The sequence below is a fragment of the Alistipes provencensis genome (genome assembly GCF_900083545.1).
Lineage (GTDB): Bacteria > Bacteroidota > Bacteroidia > Bacteroidales > Rikenellaceae > Alistipes > Alistipes provencensis.
This window is the reverse complement of record NZ_LT559262.1, coordinates 2175319-2191826: the sequence shown is the minus strand read 5'-3', so window position 1 is coordinate 2191826 and position 16508 is coordinate 2175319. Positions and strand designations below refer to the sequence as shown.

The 16508-nt window shown below is 57.1% G+C and carries 13 protein-coding genes; 11 read left to right on the top strand and 2 right to left on the bottom strand.

The genetic code is table 11. The annotated features are described in order from the left end of the window. The first annotated feature begins 5 nt into the window (after positions 1-5). The 4 genes from BN5935_RS08605 (at position 6) to BN5935_RS08590 (ending at position 7879) form a co-directional block, all read left to right on the top strand. Complete coding sequence (locus BN5935_RS08605) at positions 6-1877, top strand: PAS domain-containing sensor histidine kinase (protein WP_064975746.1); 1872 nt, start codon at positions 6-8, stop codon at positions 1875-1877. A 116-nt stretch (positions 1878-1993) separates the two neighbouring features. Next, positions 1994-5389: an isoleucine--tRNA ligase gene (gene ileS / locus BN5935_RS08600; RefSeq protein WP_064975745.1), complete on the top strand. Its 3396-nt coding sequence runs from the start codon at positions 1994-1996 to the stop codon at positions 5387-5389. An 81-nt stretch (positions 5390-5470) separates the two neighbouring features. Beyond that, positions 5471-5851, top strand: a complete 381-nt coding sequence (locus tag BN5935_RS08595; RefSeq protein ID WP_009598700.1) for a TraR/DksA family transcriptional regulator — start codon at positions 5471-5473, stop codon at positions 5849-5851. A 192-nt stretch (positions 5852-6043) separates the two neighbouring features. Continuing rightward, entirely contained in the window at positions 6044-7879 is a 1836-nt protein-coding gene (locus BN5935_RS08590; RefSeq protein ID WP_064975744.1) for a BamA/TamA family outer membrane protein, read from the top strand. Positions 7880-7960: 81 nt separating this feature from the next. Here the strand turns inward: BN5935_RS08590 and BN5935_RS08585 are convergent, their stop codons facing one another. Both BN5935_RS08585 and BN5935_RS08580 read right to left on the bottom strand, forming a co-directional pair. Next, the gene (locus tag BN5935_RS08585; RefSeq protein WP_064975743.1) at positions 7961-9682 is read right to left on the bottom strand and encodes a M56 family metallopeptidase; all 1722 of its coding nucleotides are present in this window, start codon (positions 9680-9682) and stop codon (positions 7961-7963) included. Positions 9683-9684: 2 nt separating this feature from the next. Continuing rightward, complete coding sequence (locus tag BN5935_RS08580) at positions 9685-10050, bottom strand: BlaI/MecI/CopY family transcriptional regulator (protein WP_064975742.1); 366 nt, start codon at positions 10048-10050, stop codon at positions 9685-9687. Between the two features lie 197 nt (positions 10051-10247). On the opposite strand from BN5935_RS08580, the gene BN5935_RS08575 reads away from it, so the two are divergent. The 7 genes from BN5935_RS08575 to BN5935_RS08550 all read left to right on the top strand — a co-directional run bounded on the left by BN5935_RS08575 (position 10248) and on the right by BN5935_RS08550 (position 16465). Next, on the top strand, positions 10248-11069 hold the full coding sequence (locus BN5935_RS08575) for an ATPase (RefSeq protein WP_064975741.1): 822 nt from the start codon (positions 10248-10250) through the stop codon (positions 11067-11069). Then, the gene (locus BN5935_RS08570; protein ID WP_064975740.1) at positions 11059-11883 is read left to right on the top strand and encodes an N-acetylmuramic acid 6-phosphate etherase; all 825 of its coding nucleotides are present in this window, start codon (positions 11059-11061) and stop codon (positions 11881-11883) included. The genes BN5935_RS08575 and BN5935_RS08570 overlap by 11 nt, the downstream gene beginning before the upstream one ends. Beyond that, a complete protein-coding gene (locus tag BN5935_RS08565) occupies positions 11876-12931 on the top strand; it encodes a helix-hairpin-helix domain-containing protein (protein WP_064975739.1) in 1056 nt (351 codons plus the stop codon). The genes BN5935_RS08570 and BN5935_RS08565 overlap by 8 nt, the downstream gene beginning before the upstream one ends. Before the next feature lie 95 nt (positions 12932-13026). Then, positions 13027-13218 (top strand): 30S ribosomal protein S21, encoded by a 192-nt coding sequence (gene rpsU / locus BN5935_RS08560; protein WP_064975738.1) that lies wholly within the window; start codon positions 13027-13029, stop codon positions 13216-13218. A 432-nt stretch (positions 13219-13650) separates the two neighbouring features. Further along, complete coding sequence (locus BN5935_RS15535; RefSeq protein ID WP_235821053.1) at positions 13651-14346, top strand: phage integrase SAM-like domain and Arm DNA-binding domain-containing protein; 696 nt, start codon at positions 13651-13653, stop codon at positions 14344-14346. Next, a complete protein-coding gene (locus BN5935_RS15530; RefSeq protein ID WP_394330955.1) occupies positions 14316-14921 on the top strand; it encodes a site-specific integrase in 606 nt (201 codons plus the stop codon). The genes BN5935_RS15535 and BN5935_RS15530 overlap by 31 nt, the downstream gene beginning before the upstream one ends. 845 nt (positions 14922-15766) lie before the next feature. Then, entirely contained in the window at positions 15767-16465 is a 699-nt protein-coding gene (locus BN5935_RS08550) for an RNA polymerase sigma factor (RefSeq protein WP_082944072.1), read from the top strand. The last annotated feature ends 43 nt before the right edge of the window (positions 16466-16508 follow it).

The following is a 16508-nucleotide window of genomic DNA, read 5'->3' as shown; positions in this document are numbered from 1 at the left end:
TTTCCATGAACGCAGAACATCCTGTTTCCGCTGAGCTGCTTCAGCAATTTCTCGACGCATCGGGCATCGGGTGGTGGCGGCTCGACTTCGGACAGCGCGAAATGACCTGTTCCCGGCTGGCGGCAGAACTCATCGGCGCCGACGACACCCGCATTCCGTTCGACGACATCTACCTGCTGCCCGGAGAGGAACATAGGGCACGCATCTACACCCGCTGCGCAGCGCTCAAGGTCACCGACACGCTTGACGAAACGTTCGTCACGGCGAAAGGAAACAAATGTCTGCAAATCAAAGCCGTGGATGTCCGGACCGATCCGACGACGAACGCCCGGACGGCTTTCGGGACCATCCGCTGCATCACGGACGACGATCCCGAAAACGCGGAACTCACCGCCATCAACCGGAGCTATCAGGCGACGCAGCGCAATTACAGCCACCTCGCACAACTGATCGAGCACCTGCCGATCGGCTATGTACGCGTCAACATCCTGCGCGACAAGACGGGCGAGGCCGTCGATTTCCTGCTCTCGTACATCAACCAGCAGGCCGGCACGATCTTAGGCATCCGCACGCGGGATTATGTGGGCAAAACAGCCGGCGAGGTGGGAGTGGACCCCCGGAACCATATCCCCGTATTCCAGCGCATCCCCTCGCGCGCCTACGGGGAATACACTTGGGAAAGCCCTACCGGATACGTCTGCCGCAGCCTGATCTACAACACTCCGGGCGATGACGACGAACTGGTCATCCTGCTCGAAGACGTCACCGAAGCCACGCGCAGCCGGGAGCAACTGGCCGATTTCGAGAACCTGTTCAGTCTCATTTCGGACTTCGCGCATGTGGGCTGCGTCAGCTACAACCCCCTTACCGGAGAGGGTTACACCAAAGGTCCCTGGGTACAGAACTACGGAGAGACAGAAGATATGCCCGTCGCACAGATCATCGGGACGTGGCGGCACGTCCATCCCGACGACCGGGCCCACCTGAGGCAACTGCTCGCGGCCCTCGAACGCGGCGAAATCTCCTCCTGCGCCGACGAGGTGCGCGTCATCCGCCCGAACGAGCCCACACGCTGGCTCATGACCCACGTCGTCTGCCGCGACTACCGTCCGGAGGAGGGCGTGATCGATCTGGCGTGCGTCAACTACGACATCACCGAACTCAAACGCACCGAAGAGGAGCTGCGCAAGGCAAAGGAGCACGCCGAAGAGGCCAACAAACTCAAATCGGCCTTTCTGGCCAACATGAGCCACGAGATCCGCACGCCGCTGAATGCCATCGTCGGATTCTCGGAACTGCTCGCCCACGAGCCGAAGAGCGAGACCCGCAAGGAGTACAGCGACATCATCCAGCGCAACAACACGCTGCTGTTGCAGATCATCTCCGACGTGCTCGACCTCGCGCTCATCGAAGCGGGCCGGTCGGAAATCGTCCGCACGGTCTTCGACGCGCGGGAGTTCTGCCTCGAAACGGCCGGCATGTTCCGGTTCCAGTGTCCTCCGAACGTGGAATTGTGCATCGAGGAGAACCTTCCGCCGCTCCCGATCCGGGGATATAAGCAGGGAATCAGCCGGATTATCGGCAACTTCACCCGCAATGCACTGAAATTCACGCAGGAAGGGTCGATAACGATCGGATTCCGCGAGACTTCCGGCCATGTACGCTTCTACGTCCGCGACACGGGCATCGGCATCGCCCCCGGGGAACACGAACGCATCTTCGAACGCTTCGTCAAACTCGACACTTTCACGCAGGGGACCGGCCTCGGGCTCTCGATCTGCAAGTCGATCGCCGAACAGTTGGGCGGACGCGTCGGCGTCGACTCGGCCGTCGGTCAGGGTTCGTGCTTCTGGCTCGACGTCCCCATCCCGGAATAACTCCGCTCCGCCATAGCTGCATCTTGATAATCGGACTTAAAAAAACGTCCGATTATTAAATCTTTTTTATATCTTTGCTGCCTGTCAGAAAAACAGCGAAGAAATTTCTTACCGATATGAAGTTCAAGGAGTATAAAGGCCTCGATCTGGCCGGCGTAGCCGCCGACGTGCTCGGCGAGTGGGACGCCCGTGACACATTTCACAAGAGCATCGACACCCGCGAGGGACACCCCGCGTTCGTATTCTACGAAGGGCCTCCCTCGGCCAACGGCATGCCGGGCATTCACCATGTCATGGCCCGCACGATCAAGGACATCATCTGCCGCTACAAAACGCAGCAGGGCTACCTCGTGCACCGCAAGGCAGGATGGGACACCCACGGACTGCCCGTGGAGCTGGGCGTCGAGAAGAAACTCGGCATCACCAAGGAAGACATCGGCAAGAAAATCTCGATCGAGGAGTACAACCGCACATGCCGCGAGGCGGTGATGGAGTTCACGGGCGCTTGGGAGAACCTCACGCGCAAGATGGGCTACTGGGTCAACATGGACGACCCGTACATCACCTACGACAACAAATACATCGAGACGCTGTGGTGGCTCCTGAAGCAGCTCTTCGACAAGGGCCTGCTCTACAAGGGCTACACCATCCAGCCCTACTCGCCGGCCGCCGGAACGGGTCTCTCGACCCACGAACTGAACCAGCCGGGCTGCTACCGCGACGTGAAGGACACGACCTGCACGTCGCAGTTCCGCGTGATCCGCGACGCGAAGAGCGAGAAACTCTTCGACGGAGTCGAGGGCGAGCTCTATTTCCTCGCATGGACCACCACGCCGTGGACCCTGCCGTCGAACACCGCGCTGGCCGTGGGCCCCGCGATCGAATATGTGAAAGTCAAGTGCCGAAACCCCTATACCGACCGGCCGCAGACGGTCATCCTCGCCAAAGAATTGCTGGGATCGTACTTCACCAAGAAGATGGAGGGCACCTACGAGGTTGCGGAAAAGACGTGGATGGGGCCCGAGCTGGAGGGCATCCGCTACGAGCAGTTGATCCCGTGGGTGAAGCCGATGGGCGACGCGTTCCGCGTGATCGTCGGCGATTATGTGACCACCTCCGACGGTACGGGCATCGTGCATATCGCCCCGACGTTCGGCGCCGATGACGACCGTGTGGCGAAAGTCGCAGGCATCGCGCCGCTCTTCATGGTCGACCGCGCCGGCAAGAACCAGCCGATGGTCGACAAGCAGGGCAAATTCTTCCTCGTCGAAGACCTCGACCCGGAGTTCGTGAAGACGAACGTCGACGCCGCGAAATACGCGGAGTATGCGGGCCGCTATGTGAAGAACGTCTACGACGAGCGGCTGTGCGACACCGACCCGACGCTGGACATCGACATCTCGGTGATGCTGAAGGCCGAGAACAAGGCTTTCAAGATCGAGAAACACACCCACTCCTACCCCCACTGCTGGCGGACGGACAAGCCCGTATTGTACTACCCGCTCGACTCGTGGTTCATCCGCACCACGGCGCTGCGCGACAAGATGATCGAACTGAACAAGACGATCCGCTGGAAACCCGAATCGACCGGAACGGGCCGCTTCGGCAAGTGGCTCGAGGGACTGGTGGACTGGAACCTCTCGCGTTCGCGCTTCTGGGGAACTCCGCTGCCCGTATGGGCTACCGAGGACTACTCGGAGGTGAAGTGCATCGGTTCGGTCGAAGAGCTGATGGGCGAAATCGAGAAGTCGATCGCCGCGGGCGTGATGAAGGAGAACCCGTACAGGAATTTCAAGGTCGGCGACATGTCGAAGGAGAACTATTCGACCGAGAACATCGACCTGCACCGTCCCTATGTGGATTCGATCGTGCTGGTCTCGTCGAAAGGCGAGCCGATGAAGCGCGAGTCGGACCTGATCGACGTGTGGTTCGACTCGGGCGCCATGCCCTATGCGCAGGTGCACTACCCGTTCGAGAACAAGGAGGGCTTCAACGAAGTTTACCCCGCCGATTTCATCGCCGAGGGCGTCGACCAGACGCGCGGCTGGTTCTTCACGCTGCACGCCATCGCCTCGATGCTGTTCGACTCGGTAGCGTTCAAAAACATCATTTCGAACGGCTTGGTGCTGGACAAGAACGGCAACAAGATGTCGAAGCGGCTGGGCAACGCCGTCGATCCGTTCGAGGTGCTCGACACCTACGGAGCCGACGCGACGCGCTGGTACATGATCTCCAACTCGCAGCCGTGGGACAACCTCAAATTCGACAAGGACGGCGTCGATGAAGTGCGCCGCAAGTTCTTCGGAACCCTCTACAACACCTACTCGTTCTTCGCCCTCTACGCCAACGTGGATTCGTTCACGGGCAAGGAGCCCGAGGTGCCGATGGAGAAGCGCCCCGAGATCGACCGCTGGATCATCTCGCTTTTGAATACGCTGGTGAAAGAGGTGACCGAATCGCTGGAAAACTACGACCCGACCCCGGCGGCCCGCGCCATTCAGGAGTTCGTGGGCGAGAACCTTTCGAACTGGTATGTGCGCCTCAACCGCAAGCGGTTCTGGGGCGGCGGCATGTCGGAGGACAAACTGGCTGCCTACCAGACGTTATACACCTGTCTGGAGACCGTCTCGATGCTCGTGGCGCCGTTCGCACCGTTCATCTCCGACCGCATCTTCACCGACCTCAACGCCGTGAGCGGCCGTCACAGCGACGAATCGGTGCACCTCTCGACTTTCCCCAAGGCCGACGAGAAGCTGATCGACGCGCGCCTCGAAGAGATGATGTCGCTGGCCCAGAAGGTCTCGTCGATGGTGCTGGCCCTGCGCCGCAAGGTGTCGATCAAGGTGCGCCAGCCGCTGACCAAAATCCTGATCCCGGTACTCGACCCCGCCATGGCGGAGCATATCGCCGCGGTGAAGAACCTCATCATGGGCGAAGTGAACGTCAAGGAGGTGGAGCTGATCGAGAAGACCACGGGACTGATTACCAAGCGTATCAAGCCCAACTTCAAGACCCTCGGGCCCCGTTACGGCAAGTACATGAAGCAGATCGCCGCCCTCGTCGCAGAGTTCTCGCAGGAGCGCATCGCCGAAGTGGAAGCGGCACCCGAAACGGTGCTCGACCTCGGCGGGGAGCAGATCACCGTGACGCCCGCCGACTTCGAGATCACCTCGGAGGACATGCCCGGATGGCTGGTCGCTTCCGAAGGGAAACTCACCGTGGCGCTCGACATTACGGTCACCGAGGAGCTGAAAGCCGAAGGTGTGGCACGCGAGTTGATAAACCGCATCCAGAATATCCGCAAGGAGTCCGGATTCGAGGTCACGGACAAGATCCGTGTCGAAATCGAAGACAAGCCCTGCGTGGCCGACGGCATCGCCCGCTTCGCCGACTACATCGCATCGCAGACCCTCGCCGTGGAGGTAAAAGCCGCGGCAGAGCCGTCCGGAGAGGCGGTCGTGGAGACCGATGTCGACGAAGAGCCCCTGCGCATCGCGGTGACGCGGATATAGTCCCGATATATCCTGTAAAATTTGGTAATATCGGAAATATTGCTTAATTTTACATGAAACCAAAACAAGGAGGATACGACTATGGCAGACGAAAGAACACGGTACAGCGACGCGGAACTCGAAGAGTTCAAGCAGCTTATCCTGAAAAAGCTCGAGAACGCCCGCGCGGACTATGAGCTGCTGCGCGCCACGATCACCCATACGGCCGACAACGACACCGAGGATACATCGCCGACGTTCAAAGTGCTGGAGGAGGGCGCCGCCACCCTCTCGAAAGAGGAGAGCGGCCGGCTGGCGGCTCATCAGATGAAGTTCATCCGCAACCTCGAAATGGCGCTCGTGCGCATCGAGAACAAGACTTACGGCATCTGCAAGACCACCGGCAAGCTCATTCCCAAGGAGCGGCTGATGAAGGTGCCCCATGCCACCGAATGCATCGAGGCCAAGGAAGGCCGCCGATAATCCGAGGAGGGGCAGAGGAGTGTCCAACGATAATCCGGAGGAGGGGGGGGGCAGCGCGACCCGCCGAACACTCCGCCCGGCCGACGCAATAGAAAAAGGTTCACCCATCGGGTGGACCTTTTTTCGCATCCGGAGCGCTCCCGGATGCAGTATTTCATACTTTATACCGGAAAAAAACGTTATCTTTGGACAATGTATGCCCGGTTCTGCATATTGGTACTGATCCTGACTGCGGCGGCAACCGCCTCCTTTGCCCGCGTCGCAGGCCCCGGCGCGCATACTCCCGACCGTTTCACCCCGGACAGCGCCCGCGTGTCGAATCCCGACGCCTCGGCCCGCAACAAGCGGCTCTACGACAGCATCCAGTCGAAGACCAACCGCCGCGCCGTGCCGCGCATGCTCTACCAGATGCTTTTCGTGAAACCCGTCCTCGACACCACCATGAGCGGCCGTGTGACCGACGAAAGCCGTCTGCTGGAGCCCTACTCCGGAAAAACCATCGGCGAAATCACCATCAACCGCCAGCAAATCTTCGAGCCCGGGGGCAACTGGCTCGAACGCACCGCCAACAAGACCCACCGACTGACCCGCGAACGCGTCATCCGCCGCGACCTGCTCTTCGAACCGGGCGACACGCTCGACCCGGAACTCGTCGTGCGCAACAAACAACTGATCCGCTCGCGCGGCTACATCGCCGACATCGACGTCGCGGTGCTGCCCGACGCGTTCGACTCGACGCGCGTCAACCTCTCCATCACCACGCGCGACAGTTGGACCATCACGGTCGACGGGGGGCTCCACTCCGAGGGCCGGACGATGGTCGGGCTCTCCGACGCCAACATCCTCGGATGGGGCAACAAGCTCAAATTCATGACCAACTTCAGCCGCAAGGATTTCTCCTACGGCGGCAACATGGTCGAATACGAGATTCCCAACGTGCTGGGAACCTTCTACACCGCGGAGTTCGCCGCCGGGCGCGACTTCTACAACTCGACGCTCGACATGGGGCTGCGCAAGGAGTTCATCAAGCCCACCGACTACGAAATCGGCCTCACCTACAGCGACATCAAGGCCAAGCGTTACATGGTCGAGCAGGACACCTCGCTGCTGGTCAAGGAGCGCAACCTCGACGCTTGGGGCGGTTACTCCCACTTCCTGCGGCGGATCAATTCGAGCGTCTACCTCACGGGGCGCTACAACTACCGCCGCGTCAGCCGCCGTCCGCTGGTGGGGCCTCATTTCAATCCGGCGCTGCACGATCAGGACGCCCTGCTGGTCGGAGCGGGACTCTACCGCGAGAAATTCTACACGGCCAACATGATCTACGGATTCGGACTCCGCGAGTACCTTGCGACCGGTTACAAGGCCGAACTGACGACCGGTTATTCGTGGGGCGAGTTCAACGACGCCATGTATCTGGGCATGAGCTACGAAACCGGAGGATTTCGCGGCGTGGGCTACATCATGGGCGGATTCACGCTGGGAAGCTACATCGACCTCAACGACGGCATGTGGCAGCGCAGCGCCGTGGATGTCGACCTGCGGTGGTTCTCCAACCTGTTCCTCTTCCGGCGCAGCCGCATCCGCCAGTTCCTCGCCTTCAACTACACCCAAGGCTGGAACCGCGGCACAGGCAGCGACGAAAGCATCCGCTTCACCCGCATCGACGGACTGCAGGCCCTCAAGGAGCACATCATCGGCACCAACCGCATGATCCTCAACACCGAGACGGTAATTTTCACTCCCTATCAGCCGCTGGGATTCCGCATCGCCGTCTTCGGATTCGCCGATTTCGGGCTGATCGGCTATTCGCCCAACATCTTCAAGAACGACTTCTTCACCTCGTTCGGACTGGGCGTGCGGCTGCGAAACGAACGGCTGGTGTTCAACACGATACAAATCCGGCTGGGCATCGCTTTCGGCAAGAACGGGCTGGTCGAGAGCGAATATTTCCGCCTCTCGAACTCCACGCGCATGGAGCAGTACCGCTACCGTCCGACACGTCCCGAGATCGTCGAGTTCAAGTAACCACGGCACGAAAAAGGGGACGGAATGGCTCCGTCCCCCTGCTGAACTTTTTATCTGCTTATGGTGTATCTCCTTTAAGCCTTACTTCCGGACGCGGATGTCGGCCACGCCGTTGCGCCCCTTCTCGCCGTAACGTTTCACAGCCTCGTCGCCCTTGTAGACGGTCATTTTCCGGATCTTTCCGGGCTTCAGAGCATTGACATCTGCCTGAGAGGATTCCTTACCATTGATAAGGATCAGCGTACCTTCCGGAAAATCGTTCCTGACCGTAACACGGCCCTTGTAAATCGTCGTCGAACTTTCCGGGGAACTTTCGCCAGATTTTACAGCGGGCCGCCGCGCATCGGCAGCCTCCCGCTTGGTCGTGATCATAATCACACCGTCGTACCCCTCCTCGGCATACTCCGCAGGAACGGAAGACTCTTTCAGCACCGAGATGCTCTGGATCCGGTCGGGATCGAGCGACTCGATCTCCGGCACCCTAACCCCGTCGACCAGATAGACCACCGATTTGGGATCCGATGCCCTCAGTCCCCGGACCCGGACGGAATTCCCGTCTTTGGGTTTCGTCCCGTAACCGATCACCCGCACTTCGTCCGGTTTGCCCGATGTGACCACCGTTCCGATGCTGTCGGCCGAAGTCACAGTCACCGATTTTCCGGGAAGAACCTTCGCCTTTGTCATCGCAAGATACATGTGATTCGTCGGCTCCGTATCTTTTTTCATCGTTACAAGAATCACGCCGTATTTGGCTTTTTCACCGTAAGCAGCCTTCGTCGTCGAATCTTTGAGCACGGAAATCGCCTCGATCCGTTCGGGTTTGAGGGTATCCATCTTGTCGGTCTCCCGACCGTCGACCAGCACCAGCGGCTCCTTGCCGGGCGAAGATTTCACGCCCCGGATGCGGATTACCGGTTTTTCTTTTGTAACTTTGTCCTCCGGAAAACGGTAGGCGGTTTCGGCGAAAGCCCCGAGGGCCACGCCCATAAGCGGCAACAACAGGAGTGCTTTGACTCCGGCCCACCGCGACGATCTTTTGCGTAACATCATGGTAATTCGGTTTTTAAGTTTACTGTGATTAAAGCTGTTGGCGACTGAGTACCACCTCCCGCCGGCAGCTTTCCTTATTAACAACAACTGATAACTCTTGGCATCGACACCGCTTTCGAGCACCGCCTCGTCGGCCTCGTACTCGTGGATGGCCCGCAGCTCGCGGCGCAGCAGCCACATCGCCGGGTTGAACCACTGCAGGCAGCCCGCGACATCGGTCACGATCAGGTCGACCGAATGGCGCAGCCGCAGGTGGGCGCGTTCGTGCAGCAGGATGGCGTCGCCGTTCTCGGCGAGGTCCTTCCCGGACATGACGATGTAACGCCCCCAACTGAAAGGCGTCACGGCCCGGTCCGTGCGCACCAGCACCGACCCGTCCTCCAGCCGTTCGCGGCGTCCCCGCCTCACGAGGCGCACCACGCCGAAAAGCGACCAGCAGGTCCAGAGAAGCGCGGCGACGGCTCCAGTCAGAAACGCTCCTCCGGCCAGTTTCTCCCACGGAAAAGGCGCCGGAATCGGTTCGGCGGCAACGGCCGTCGCCATCTCTTCCGCCGGAAATTCCGGCAGGACGGGCATCTCGCGGTAGACGGTTATCACGCACAGCGGCAGCACGAACGAGAGCACCATCGCCCCCAGCACCACGATGCGATTGAAGCGGTGGAAAGTCTCGCGGCTCAGCAGCAGTTTGAAAAACAGGTAGAAAACAGCCAGACAAGCTCCGACTTTCAGGCTGTAGATCATCAGGTCATACATGGCTACCGGCGGTTTTCGTGCTCGATGCGGTCGATCAGGCGGCGCAGTTCATCGACCGAAATCTTCTCCTCCTCGACCAGTGCCGAAACAGCCCCGAGGTAGGAATTTTCGAAATAGCGGCTGATGACGCTTCCGAGCGTCGAGCGGGAGAACTCCTCCTCGGTGACCAGCGGATAATACTGGTAGGTACTTCCGAAGGAGTTGTGACCTACATACCCTTTGGTCTCCAACGCGCGCACCATGGTCGAAAGGGTGTTGAAATGGGGTTTGGGATCAGGCGACAGGGCCACCAGTTCCCGCACGAACAGCGGTCCGTGCTCCCAGAAGCAGCGCATCAGCTCCTCTTCCCTGCGTGTCAGTTTTTCCATCATATTATTATTTTCGGCAAAGGCGCAGATCAGGCCCGGAAACCCGAAAACCTGCCGTTACCCTTGAAACCGGACTCTACTCAGGCAAAGGTAACTAAAAAAATTTCACATGCAACTATTTTTCATAGTTTTCAAACTAAAAAATTTAGTTGGTCTGTTTTTTTCGATTTTTTATATTAAATATGTATATTTAGCCCATGCTAATCATTGCCGACAGCGGATCGACCAAATGCACATGGATCACCAACGACGGCGTGCGCACGACGACCGTGCGCACGCGGGGAATCAACGCCGTGCAGCACTCCGCGGAGCAGATTCGTGAAGCGCTCGCGGAACTGCCCCCGTGCGGAGCGGTCACGGCCGTGCGGTTCTACGGCGCCGGATGCGGCGCGACCTTCCCCGAAGCGAGCGAAAAACTGCGCCGGGAATTGGCCTCGCATTTCGGGACGTCGGACATCGCGGTCGAGTCGGACCTGCTGGGCGCGGCGCGGGCCCTCTTCGGCCGCGGCGAAGGCATCGCCTGCATCCTCGGCACGGGATCCAACTCGTGTCGGTGCCGCGGCGGGGAGATCGTACAAAACGTTCCCCCGTTAGGTTATGTGCTGGGCGACGAGGGCGGCGGCGTGCATCTGGGCCGCAACTTGGTAAACGGCATCTTCAAGGGACACATTCCGCTGAAAGAGGAATTTCTCACGGCGACCGGGCTCAGTTACGAGGAGATCATCCGCCGCGTCTACCGCGAACCCTATGCCAACCGGTTTCTGGCGTCGTTCGCCCCTTTCATCCTCGCGCACACGGATTGTCCCGAAGTGCGCGAAATGGTCCGCCGTTCGTTCGGCGACTTCGCCTTCCGCAACCTGAGCCGCTACCCGCAGGGGCTTGCCGTTTCGTTCGTAGGCGGCGTCGCGGCCCATTTCGAAGCCCTGCTGCGCGAAGCGCTGGCGGCGGAGGGCTACCGCATCGGAACCATTGTCGAATCGCCCGCAGAAGGGCTTTTGAAATACCATCATGGAAGATAGAATCACCGAACAGGCTTCGGCCTACGACGACCTGCAACAGATGTCGGTACACGACATCCTGACGGGCATCAACCGCGAGGACGCCCGCGTGCACGAAGCCGTGCGGCAGACCATTCCCGTCATGGAACAGCTCGTCGAACGCATCGTCGAACGCATGCGGTGCGGCGGGCGGATGTTCTACATCGGCGCCGGGACGAGCGGCCGGCTGGGTGTCACCGACGCTTCGGAACTGCCTCCGACCTACGGCGTGCCGTTCGATTGGGTGATCGGGCTGATCGCCGGGGGCGACGGGGCGCTGCGCCGGGCCGTGGAGCATGCCGAGGACGACCCCGAGGGAGCGTGGCGCGACATGGCGCCCTACCACCCCACGGCCGACGACACGCTCATCGGCATCGCGGCGTCGGGCACCACGCCCTACGTCATCGGCGGACTGCGCACGGCGCGCCGCCACGGGTTACTGACCGCCTCTATCACCTGCAACCCCGCGTCGCCCGCAGCGGCCGAAGCGGAGTATGCCCTCGAAGCCGTCGTGGGGCCCGAGTTCGTGACCGGATCGACGCGCATGAAGGCCGGAACGGCCCAGAAATTGATGCTCAACATGCTCTCCACGGCCGTAATGATCCGTCTGGGGCGCGTCGAGGGCAACCGCATGGTCAACATGCAGTTGACCAACGACAAACTCGTGGCCCGCGGAACGCGCATGGTCGCCGAGGCGTCGGGACTCGGCGAAGCCGAAGCACAACAGTCGCTGCTGCGCTGGGGCTCGGTAAAACGGGCGTTGGAGGAGATCGAAAAACAAAAGAAAAATGGCTAAGCTCTTTTCGGACCGCGAGATACGCGCCATTGCGGTATTCCTGCCGCTGGCCGGACTGCTCATCACGGCGCTGGTTCTCGTGCGCCCGTCGGCCAACCCCGAGGCGGCCCGCCGTGCCGAGGCCGTGATGGAGATACGCCGGGATACGACCGCAATGCGGCACTTCGACCCCAACACGGCGACATTCGACGAGTTGTTGGAACTGGGGCTTTCGAAACACGAAGCCGTGAGCCTGCTGAAATACCGCGCCGCGGGCAAGGTGTTCCGCATCCCCGAGGATCTGGCGCTCTGCTACGGCATCAGCGACTCGCTCTACCGGCAGTTGGCGCCGTGGGTCCGCATCGGCCGCAAATACGCCATCGCCCCGGAGGAGTACCGCACGGGGCGCATCCTCCCCGAACCGATGACACCCCGGCCGTTCCGCATCGATACCGTGAGCGTCCGCTACCTGCGGGCCATCGGGGCCCTGTCGAAGCGGCAGGCCGAAGCATTCGTCCGCTGGCGCGACCTGAGCGGCATCTACGACATGGAGGAGCTGCGCGACTGCTACGTCGTGAGCGACTCGGTGGCCGCGGCGCTCGAACCCTACGTCATCTTCCCCGAACGGAAACCCCATCCGATCGAGGAGCCCGTCGAGCTGAACACGGCCGATTCAGCCGCCCTGCGCTCCGTTTCAGGCATCGGCCCCAAGACCGTCGGGGCGATCCTCACCTACCGCGAACGGCTCGGCGGATTCCTCCGCGCAGAGCAACTCGCAGAGGTTCCGGGAGTCACGGAACGCAATTATGAAAAGATTTTGAAACAAATTTACTGCGATAGTTGCAAAATTCGGAAAATTGATATTAACTTTGCAAGCCCGAAAGTGCTGGGGAGACACCCCTACATAGCACCGCAGGTATTACGAAAATTGCTGAAAGCAAGACAGTTGAAAGGAGGTTGGAGTACCGCTGAGGAGTTAATTGAAGAGAACATAATGACCCGCAAGGAGGCAGCACGGCTGGTTCCCTATCTGCAATTCGGGTCTGTCAGCGGACTTGCCGACGAGTAAACGACTTTTTTCAAGGGGAGAGGGCATCGAGGATGCACGCCCCGCAGCCTGTAACAAACGAACGAATTAAAAAACAACAAAAAACTGAGAATATTATGATTATCATGCCGGTAAAAGAGGGCGAAAACATCGAGCGCGCCCTGAAAAAGTTCAAACGCAAATACGAGCGCACGGGCGTCCTGAAGGAGCTCCGCCGTCGTCAGTACTTCACCAAGCCTTCGATTGCGAAGCGCGAAGCGATGATGCACGCCGTATATGTGGAACACATGTACCGCGACGAGGAATAAGCCCACGGGCTTCCGAAAAACGGGAACTTCGAAAAAGGAGGTTCCCGTTTTTTTGTGCCGTATGGCAGAAGGAAAGGGGTCGGAGGAACCCGTCGGGCAGGGGCCGGTTTTGATTTTAAGCGAGCAAATTTCGCGCACCGTGAAGAACGGGGCGGATGGATAGTACGTTTGTACTACCCATTTGCATTCCGAGAGATGAAAAATGGTGTAAATATTGAGTTTTCAATGATTTAATATTTGCAAGAGTTTTCTCTTTTTGGGAAGGACCGGCATAAAAAGGTAATTCCAGACGAGGTTACGGTTTCCAGATCGTTACCTCGTCTGTTTTGCTGTATCTTATATAAGATATTCATTTGCAATTTCTTGCATCGCGTTTCATCTTGACAGACAACTCTGAAGAAATTAGTTTTAACCCCTAAATTTCCTCGGAGTATGCGCAGCACATTCAAGGTTCTGTTCTACCTCAAAAAGGACAAACACAAACCTCAGCCGGTAGTTCCTGTCATGGGCCGTATTACCGTCAACGGTACGATCTCCCAGTTCAGCGCCAAACTCAACGTACCTCCCCATCTGTGGGAAGTGAAGGGCGGAAGAGCCAAGGGCAAAAGCTTTGAAGCCGACCGTATCAACCGCCATCTGGATAATATCCGTATCCAGATAGGTAAACACTATCAGTCTATCTGCGACCATGACGAATATGTTTCCGCCGATAAGGTAAAAAATGCTTATCTGGGTTTCGGCAGAAAGTATAAACTGTTACTGGAGTTATGCGATGAATTCTGTAAGGATTACAAGACCCGTGTAGACGTCGACCGTACCATCCACTCCTTACTTCGTTATCAAACCTTAAGACGTGATTTGAGTCTCTTCGTCTGCCGGAACTATAAAGTCAGGGATGTCCCCCTTGCGGAACTGGATCAGTCTTTTGCAGAGAAATTTACCGCTTATCTGAAGCATGTCAAAGGCCTTGCCGACACGACGAGCAGCGTTGAGATCAAATCGCTGAAGCATATCGTCAAGAAAGCCTTTAACGACGGGCAAATAGACAAGAATCCGTTTGCCTATTACTACTACTTTACCGACCAGCCGGAAATTGAATATCTCCCGAAGAAGAAATCAATAAACTAATTATCGGCAAAGTCAGGCAGCAGCGTCAGGATCGGACACGGGATATGTTTCTGTTCTGCTGTTTTACGGGATTGTCCTATGCCGATCTGGCGAAACTGAGTTATGAGGAGTTGAAACAAACACCGGACGGAACATGGTGGATTAGCAGTACCCGTCAGAAGACGAAAGTCACGTTTACGGTAAAACTTCTTTCGGTTGCAAACGCAATCCTTGAAAAGTACCGTATTCCGACAATCCGGTTAAACCGACTTTTTCCCGGAAATCCGGACAGGGTCTTCCCGGTCGCTTCTTTGAAATCCTCGGACGCCAGCCTGAAACAGATCGCCAGACAATGCGGAATTGCGAAGAATCTGAAATTCCACATGGCGCGGCATACCTTTGCCACGACGGTTACCTTGATGAACGGCATTCCGCTGGAAACGGTATCAAAAATGCTGGGGCACAAATATACGACCACGACTCAGATCTATGCCAAGGTCACGAATCCGATGATCGACAAAGCCATTACCCAGATCGAAGGTAAGATCGGTGAGCGATTTCAATTCCCGCGTTTACCCGAAGAAAATGCCGGATAAATTCCAAACGGAAACTGAACCCTGACATTTTCCGCCGGCGTTTTGCTGAACGCTACCTTTCTGATTGCAGACGGCAATGTTTACAGGGGTGATGTTCATGATACAGTATTTAAAAGATTCAACAACACGCGTTTGGGGATAGCCATTCTGCCAAATTTCGCATTTTTGCTGCATTCAGAAATGCATTCTTTCAGGAATTCAGCGTTTATGAATATCCTTTATTCCGAAAGAGGGAAAGAGCAATTTTAACAACGAATTTCGTCCCGGAACAATCTCCGTCGCACCGACACGATATCCTTTCGGGATGATTCAATTTTATGGTTCACAAACGCTTTCTTTTATTCCTGCCGCAATATAAACAGGATAACGCTTCGATTTCGATGTCCGCTCACGGCCGCGCCAGTCCGCACCGAGGGCTTGTTTTGGCGCCCGCACGGTTGTAATATTGCACATGGGAAAGACCGCCCCGGAAGCCGCTTCGGAGGTTTTTCAAAGTTTTCACAAAAAAATTTCCGGCGCGGATTCTTGTTGTCGCCAGACAACAGCGAGCTGTACCTTTGTCCGACAAATTGGCATTTGTCCGACAAAGGTGCTCGCTCTGCGAGGCCGGAGTCGCTCCCAAGTCGCGCCCCTTTTTTGACCATATATGGATACCAACCGGAAAACGACCGATAAGACCATGAAACGGTTTTCAGCAGCAAAAGGGATTAATTGCAATTTTCGCTCACAACATATTAGCCGCTTTTGGATTCAGGAATCGACGGGCATTCGCGGACTATGCCGCATCAATACGAAAAATCTTCCGTCGGTAAAAAAATCTGGCAGATACAGCCTAACACAGGCTGATGGCAACGATTCGCGGGTTTGCATCCATTTGTCAGCCGATAATAGAAAACCATCCGGAAGTCAAGTTATCAAATATTTTAGTATATTTGCTTATTCGACAATTTCGGAAAACAATGTCAGGCATCCCAATCATAAACAGTTTCGCCGATAACAAAGCGGATAAACTATCCGATCTGTACGATAGGTATGCAAATGTACTCTACAACTATGCCTCAGGGCTGGGATTTCCAAAAGACATATGTATGGACGCTATCCACGATGTTTTCTGTAAGTTGGCCCTCAATGAGTCCCGGATAGAGAAATTCACCGGCGAAAACCATGAAAAATTCTATCTTTTCTGCTGTTTAAAAAATCGCCTCATCGACATCTCCCGTCGGGAAAGCCGAACAGACTGCTTTTGTTCGGAGATCGTACCGTCCGGATTTGAGATCTCAATTGAGGAATCCCTTGCTGACGAAGAAGAATATCAAAGGTTAAAGGCAAAAGTTGAAGAGTTGATGTCTGAATTGACTCCGAGTCAAAAGGAAGCCGTATATCTTCGCTACATGCAGGAAATGAGTTACGAAGAGATCGCACAATTGTTGAATATCACTCCGGAATCGGCTCGAAAAAACGTCTTCCGGGCAATGAATAAGATGCGTCTTGCAGCAAAAAGAAACCCCACGCTTGCGTTTTTTTTGCTATTTATTCACTTTTAGCTTCGAAAACTGTCCACAAAAAATAAGTTCGTTCGTTTTAATG

Bases quoted from the DNA above. Each gene is read 5' to 3' on its own strand.
- BN5935_RS08605 (WP_064975746.1), top strand. From the start codon at position 6: ATGAACGCAGAACATCCTGTTTCCGCTGAGCTGCTTCAGCAATTTCTC.
- ileS (WP_064975745.1), top strand. From the start codon at position 1,994: ATGAAGTTCAAGGAGTATAAAGGCCTCGATCTGGCCGGCGTAGCCGCC.
- BN5935_RS08595 (WP_009598700.1), top strand. From the start codon at position 5,471: ATGGCAGACGAAAGAACACGGTACAGCGACGCGGAACTCGAAGAGTTC.
- BN5935_RS08590 (WP_064975744.1), top strand. From the start codon at position 6,044: ATGTATGCCCGGTTCTGCATATTGGTACTGATCCTGACTGCGGCGGCA.
- BN5935_RS08585 (WP_064975743.1), bottom strand. From the start codon at position 9,682: ATGTATGACCTGATGATCTACAGCCTGAAAGTCGGAGCTTGTCTGGCT.
- BN5935_RS08580 (WP_064975742.1), bottom strand. From the start codon at position 10,050: ATGGAAAAACTGACACGCAGGGAAGAGGAGCTGATGCGCTGCTTCTGG.
- BN5935_RS08575 (WP_064975741.1), top strand. From the start codon at position 10,248: ATGCTAATCATTGCCGACAGCGGATCGACCAAATGCACATGGATCACC.
- BN5935_RS08570 (WP_064975740.1), top strand. From the start codon at position 11,059: ATGGAAGATAGAATCACCGAACAGGCTTCGGCCTACGACGACCTGCAA.
- BN5935_RS08565 (WP_064975739.1), top strand. From the start codon at position 11,876: ATGGCTAAGCTCTTTTCGGACCGCGAGATACGCGCCATTGCGGTATTC.
- rpsU (WP_064975738.1), top strand. From the start codon at position 13,027: ATGATTATCATGCCGGTAAAAGAGGGCGAAAACATCGAGCGCGCCCTG.
- BN5935_RS15535 (WP_235821053.1), top strand. From the start codon at position 13,651: ATGCGCAGCACATTCAAGGTTCTGTTCTACCTCAAAAAGGACAAACAC.
- BN5935_RS08550 (WP_082944072.1), top strand. From the start codon at position 15,767: ATGGCAACGATTCGCGGGTTTGCATCCATTTGTCAGCCGATAATAGAA.